Below are 5,191 nucleotides of genomic sequence, written 5' to 3' on the forward strand. Positions count from 1 at the left end.
CGAGCCGCCGGTGACGCCGGCGCGGGCGAGGCGCGAATCGCCGAGCTTCACCGACACCTGCTGCACCGGCACGCCGAGCGTTTCGGCTGCGGTCTGCGCCAGGATCGTGTAGGTGCCCTGGCCCATGTCGATGGAGGAGCTTTCGACCTCGACCGAACCGTCGGCCATGATCTTCACCACCGCCTCGCCATGAGCGCGCCGCACCGGATAGGTGCCGGCCGCCACGCCCCAGCCGATGAGCTGACGGCCCTCGCGCATCGAGCGCGGCGCGTTGCTGCGCTTCGCCCAGCCGAAGGCTTCTGCACCAGCGGCAAAGGCTTCGCGCAATTGGCGTGTCGACCACGGCTTCTTCGCATGCGGATCCTGCTCGGCATAGTTGATCAGCCGGATCTCCAGCGGATCCAGCCCAAGCTCATAGGCGAGTTCGTCGATGGCGCATTCGATGCCGAAGGCGCTCGGGTTCTCGCCCGGCGCGCGTTTTGCCCCGGGCACCACCGTGTTCACCCGCACCACATTCTGCTTCGAGGAGAAGTTGGGCGTGGCGTACATGATCGAGGTGACGGAACCGAGCGGCTCGACCCACATGCCGTCGACGGCCGTCTCGTTGACGCCGCGATGCACGATCGACTGGATGCGGCCTTCGCGGTCGGCGCCGATCGCCACTGTCTGCCGTGTGGCGGCACGGCCGCCATAGGAGGTGAAATTCTGCGGACGGTTGAGCACCAGCTTCACCGGCCGTCCAAGCATCTTCGCCGCGGCCGCCGCCACCGCGCTGTGGGCGAGGGCGAGGGCCTTCGAGCCGAAGCCGCCGCCGATATAGGGCGAGACCAGCCGCACATTCTCGAACGGGATCGAAAACCATTCGGCATAGGTGCGCGCCATGCCGTCCAGCCACTGGCTCGGCTCCCAGATGGTGAGCTCATCGCCTTCCCAGCGCGCGATCAGCCCGTGCGGCTCCATCGCCGTCTGGAACTCGCGCGGCGTGTTGTAGGCCACGCAGACGCGCACCGGCGCTTCGGCGAAGGCAGCTTCGGCGTCGCCCCATTCCTTGGTCATGGCGTCGATCGGGATGCCGTCGGTGCCGTCGCTCAAATCGACGATGGCCGGCGTCTCGTCATAGCCGACCTTGACGAGTGCCGCCGCCGCCACCGCCTGCTCGAAGGTCTCGGCGACCACGGCAGCGATGTGCTGGCCGGAAAAGGTCACCTCGCGGGCGAGGGGGCAATAGGTCGGCTGTGATGGCGGGTTGCCAAGCCAGTCCGACGCGCCCTTCAGCCCCATGATGGTGTCGGGCGTCAGCACGGCAAGCACGCCCGGTGCGGTTTCGGCCGCGCGCGTGTCGATGGCCGCCACCTTGCCGGCGGCAATCGTCGCGCTAACCAGCACCGCATGCGTCAGCCCTTCGAGCTGCTGCTCGAAAGCGTATTTCGCCGCGCCGGTGATCTTGGCCGGCCCGTCAACGCGCGACAGGCGCCCGCCGACGGCTTCGAGGCGCGCGCTGTCCGATGCGGCGTGTTTCATGTCATGAACGGTCATGCCGTCTCTCCCAATTTGAGGATGGCGCGCGCGATCACGCGCGGCGCGAGCGCTATTTTGTAGTGGTTGGCGCCATGGTCGACGGCGCCCCCCATGGCGAGCTCGCTCGCCTTGCGCACGATCGCTTCGTCGAGCGGCTTGCCCCTCAGCGCATCTTCGACTTCGCGAGCCCGCCACGGCTTGGTGGCGACACCGCCGAGCGCGACGCGGATGTCGCGGATGGTGCGGCCGTCGGCTTCGAGCTCCAGCCCGACGGCGGCACTTGCGGCTGCGAATTCATAGGACTGGCGATCGCGGATCTTCAGATAGGTCGAGCGCCGCGCGGCAGCCGAGCCGGGGATCTCTATTCCCATGATCACCTCGCCGGGGCGGATGTCGTGCTCTTGCTCGGCGGTGGCGCCGGGGGCGAGGAAGAAGTCTTCGACCTTGAGCTTGCGCTCGCCGAGATCGATCTCGGCGTCGAAAGCGACCAGCGCGATGGCGAGATCGCCCGGATAGGTGGCGATGCAGGCCTCGCTCACGCCAAGCACGGCATGGCCGCGCGTCACGCCGCCGATCGCCGAGCAGCCGCTGCCCGGCGCGCGCTTGTTGCAGGCCGGGAAGTTTTGCGGATCGCGGAAGTAAGGGCAGCGCGTGCGCTGCATCAGGTTGCCGCCGATGGTCGCCATGTTGCGCAGCTGCGCCGATGCCGCCTGCCACAGCGCTTCGGACACCGCCGGGAAATGGCTCTTCACACCGGCATGGTCGGCGACATGGCTCATCTTCGCCAGCGCGCCGATCACGGCGCGATCGGCGTCGACCTCGATGGCATCGAGCCCCTCGATATGGCTGATGTCGATGACGGTCGAGGGTTCGGCGACGCCGCATTTGGCGAGGTCGACCAGCGTCGTGCCGCCGGCAAGCAGCATGGCGCCGGGAAGCGCCGCGGCGTTGCGCGCGGCCTCGACGCTGTCGGCGCGGACGTAGGAAAAATCTCTCATGAGCGAAGCTCCTGTGCTGCCTGGCGGACGGCGGCGACGATGTGCGGATAGGCGCCGCAACGGCAGAGATTGCCGGCCATGTATTCGCGGATCTCCTCATCTGAGCCGGCATGGCCCTCGCGGATGCAGGCCACCGCCGACATGATCTGTCCCGGCGTGCAATAGCCGCACTGGAAGGCGTCCTGCTCGAGGAAGGCGGCCTGCACGGCATGAAGCGTGCCGTCCTCGTCGGCGAGGCCCTCTATTGTGGTGATCGAGCGGCCTTCGACCTGGGCCGCCAGCGTCAGGCAGGCAAGCACGCGTTCACCGTCGACATGCACGGTGCAGGCGCCGCACTGGCCCTGGTCGCAGCCCTTCTTGGTGCCGGTGAGATGAAGCCGCTCGCGCAACGCGTCGAGCAGCGTGACGCGCGGCTCGATGTCGAGCGCATGGTCACGGCCGTTGATGGTAAGGTGGATGGATAAGGTGGTGGGGCTGGGCTGGGCGATTGAGCCGTTAGTAGCACCGCCATTCCTGAAATGGCCGTCTTCGGGAGGATCGATGATGGTCTGGCCTGTGTGGGTTTGACTTGTCATGGGGCGTCGGGCTCCAATTGCTGGACGCTAGGCGGATGGAAATGGGGCTTGGGAGGAGAGGGGCAAGGCGTGGAAGCTGCTAATCTCCCCCTTGTGGGGGAGATGTCCGAAAGGGCAGAGGGGGGCGAAGGAACGAGGCGTTTGCGGTTTATGGTCTTCGACAGAAATCCCTTCCAAGGAAGCATGTGACACGGACTGAGACGCCGGCGGGACAGCGACCCCTCTGGCCTGCCGGCCATCTCCCCCACGAGGGGGCAGATCACGCGCATCCAACGCCGCCCTTCTCCAGCGGACAGGGAAAGCTTTTCGTCCTTCAGCACGTGACATACCGCTTCCCCTGATTATATGATAAGGCTACTCCACTAAAACGGAGGCGCCTCCGTTTATTTACGTGGGGGCTGACCCGCATGGGTTCAAGCCCCCATATTGCGAGAGTGGAGAAAAAACTGTCCGACCAGCAGCCAGAGACTGCCGAAAAGCAGGAAGCGCCGGCACAGAAGCCGCTGCGCGCCGACGCGCAGCGCAACCGCGACAAGCTCGTCGAGGTCGCGGCGCAGGCATTCGCGGCTGACGGCGTCGACGCCTCGCTGGAGGAGATCGCGAAGCGGGCAGGGGTCGGCATCGGCACCCTCTACCGGCATTTCCCGACGCGCGAGCATCTGGTCGAGGTGGTCTACCGCCGCGAGGTGGAAGGGCTCTGCCTGGCGGCCGACGAACTCGCTCAGCTGCATCCGGCCGATGTCGCGCTGGAGCTCTGGATGCAGCGTTTCGTCGACTACATCGCCACCAAGCGCGGCCTCGCCACCAGCCTGCGCCTCCTGCTCAGCGCTAACTCGACGCTGTTCTCGGATACGTCGGGCCGCGTCTCAGGCGCCATGCGAGCCCTGGTCGAGGCGGCTGCCGCCTCGGGAAAAATCCGCGCCGATGTCGACGCCTCCGACGTGATGCATGCGCTCGGCGGCATCTACTCCGCCCCCAACACCCCCGACTGGCGCGAGCGGTCGGGACGGCTGGTGAAGCTGTTGATGGATGGGCTGAGGTTCGGGGCGAGGAACCAATAGGGTAGGCGCTCTACGAATATCCCCTCTGTCCCGCCGACATCTCACCCTCTCGCATTCCCCAAACTGCAGCCTACATAGGCTGGGCCAACCCATCGTGCAGAAGGAACCACCCATGCCTGAACAGCTAACACTGAACGACGGCGCCACCATTCCCCAGATCGGGCTTGGCGTGTGGCAGGTCGATCTGGGTATCACGGCCAAGGTCGTGCGCTGGGGAATCGACGCCGGCTACCGCCTGATCGACACCGCCGAGGGCTACCGCAACGAGGAAGGCGTGGGCGAGGCGATCCGCGCCGCAGGCGTGCCGCGGTCCGAGCTGTTCATCACCTCGAAGCTGCGCAACGGCGGCCACCAGCGCGATGCAGCGCTTCGCGCCTTCGACGACACGATGCAAAAGCTCGGCATCGACCAGATCGATCTCTTCCTCATCCATTGGCCGGTGCCCAGCCAGGACAAATATGTCGAGGCCTGGAAGACGCTGGTCGAGCTCAAGCAAGCCGGCCGCATCAAGTCGATCGGCGTGTCGAACTTCAATCAGGACCATCTGGAGCGCATCATCGGCGAGACCGGCGTGACGCCCGTCGTCAACCAGATCGAATTGCACCCGCGCTTCCAGCAACGCGACAAGCGCGAATTCCACAAGAAGCACGACATCCATATCGAAAGCTGGAGCCCGCTGGGCAGCGGCCGGCTGCTCGCCGACCCGACACTTGCGGGGATCGCGAAGAAGCACGGCAAGTCGGTGGCGCAAATCATCATCCGCTGGCACCTGCAGGAAGGGCTGGTCGTCATCCCGAAGTCGGTCCACCAGGACCGCATTGCCGCCAATTTCGACGTCTTCGACTTCGAACTGGATGAGAACGACATGCAGACCATCCGCGGCATGGACTCGACCGACGGCCGCACCGGGCCTGACCCGGCAACGGCAGCGTTTTCGTTCTGAGGCGCTGCCCTTGTGGAGCCGACTCAGGAGCGCCAATCTCCCCCTTGCGGGGGATGCTTGGCAGGGCAGAGATCCCATGAGGCGACGGGCGGCGGA

The 5,191-nt window shown here is 66.1% G+C and carries 5 protein-coding genes; 2 read left to right on the forward strand and 3 right to left on the reverse strand.

What is annotated here, in order from left to right; translation table 11 throughout:
- The 3 genes from DH10_RS35520 to DH10_RS35530 all read right to left on the reverse strand — a co-directional run.
- Positions 1-1,536 (reverse strand): xanthine dehydrogenase family protein molybdopterin-binding subunit (locus DH10_RS35520; RefSeq protein WP_192385930.1); only part of this gene is annotated, 1,536 nt, incomplete at its 3' end.
- On the reverse strand, positions 1,533-2,516 hold the full coding sequence (locus DH10_RS35525; protein WP_192257387.1) for an FAD binding domain-containing protein: 984 nt from the start codon (positions 2,514-2,516) through the stop codon (positions 1,533-1,535). The genes DH10_RS35520 and DH10_RS35525, both read right to left, overlap by 4 nt.
- Entirely contained in the window at positions 2,513-2,974 is a 462-nt protein-coding gene (locus DH10_RS35530; RefSeq protein ID WP_312891352.1) for a (2Fe-2S)-binding protein, read from the reverse strand. Before DH10_RS35530 ends, DH10_RS35525 begins: the two co-directional genes overlap by 4 nt.
- Before the next feature lie 524 nt (positions 2,975-3,498).
- Here DH10_RS35530 and DH10_RS35535 point away from each other — a divergent pair.
- The gene (locus tag DH10_RS35535) at positions 3,499-4,152 is read left to right on the forward strand and encodes a TetR/AcrR family transcriptional regulator (protein ID WP_192385931.1); all 654 of its coding nucleotides are present in this window, start codon (positions 3,499-3,501) and stop codon (positions 4,150-4,152) included.
- 112 nt (positions 4,153-4,264) lie between these two features.
- Positions 4,265-5,095, forward strand: coding sequence for an aldo/keto reductase (locus DH10_RS35540; protein WP_192257394.1), 831 nt, complete (start codon positions 4,265-4,267; stop codon positions 5,093-5,095).
- The last annotated feature ends 96 nt before the right edge of the window (positions 5,096-5,191 follow it).

This window comes from Mesorhizobium silamurunense (assembly GCF_014843825.1).
In the GTDB taxonomy this organism is placed as follows: domain Bacteria; phylum Pseudomonadota; class Alphaproteobacteria; order Rhizobiales; family Rhizobiaceae; genus Mesorhizobium; species Mesorhizobium silamurunense.

What these genes read in the sequence shown, in the direction of transcription:
- DH10_RS35525 (WP_192257387.1), bottom strand. Translation starts at nt 2,516, where the DNA reads ATGAGAGATTTTTCCTACGTCCGCGCCGACAGCGTCGAGGCCGCGCGC.
- DH10_RS35540 (WP_192257394.1), top strand. Translation starts at nt 4,265, where the DNA reads ATGCCTGAACAGCTAACACTGAACGACGGCGCCACCATTCCCCAGATC.
- DH10_RS35535 (WP_192385931.1), top strand. Translation starts at nt 3,499, where the DNA reads ATGGGTTCAAGCCCCCATATTGCGAGAGTGGAGAAAAAACTGTCCGAC.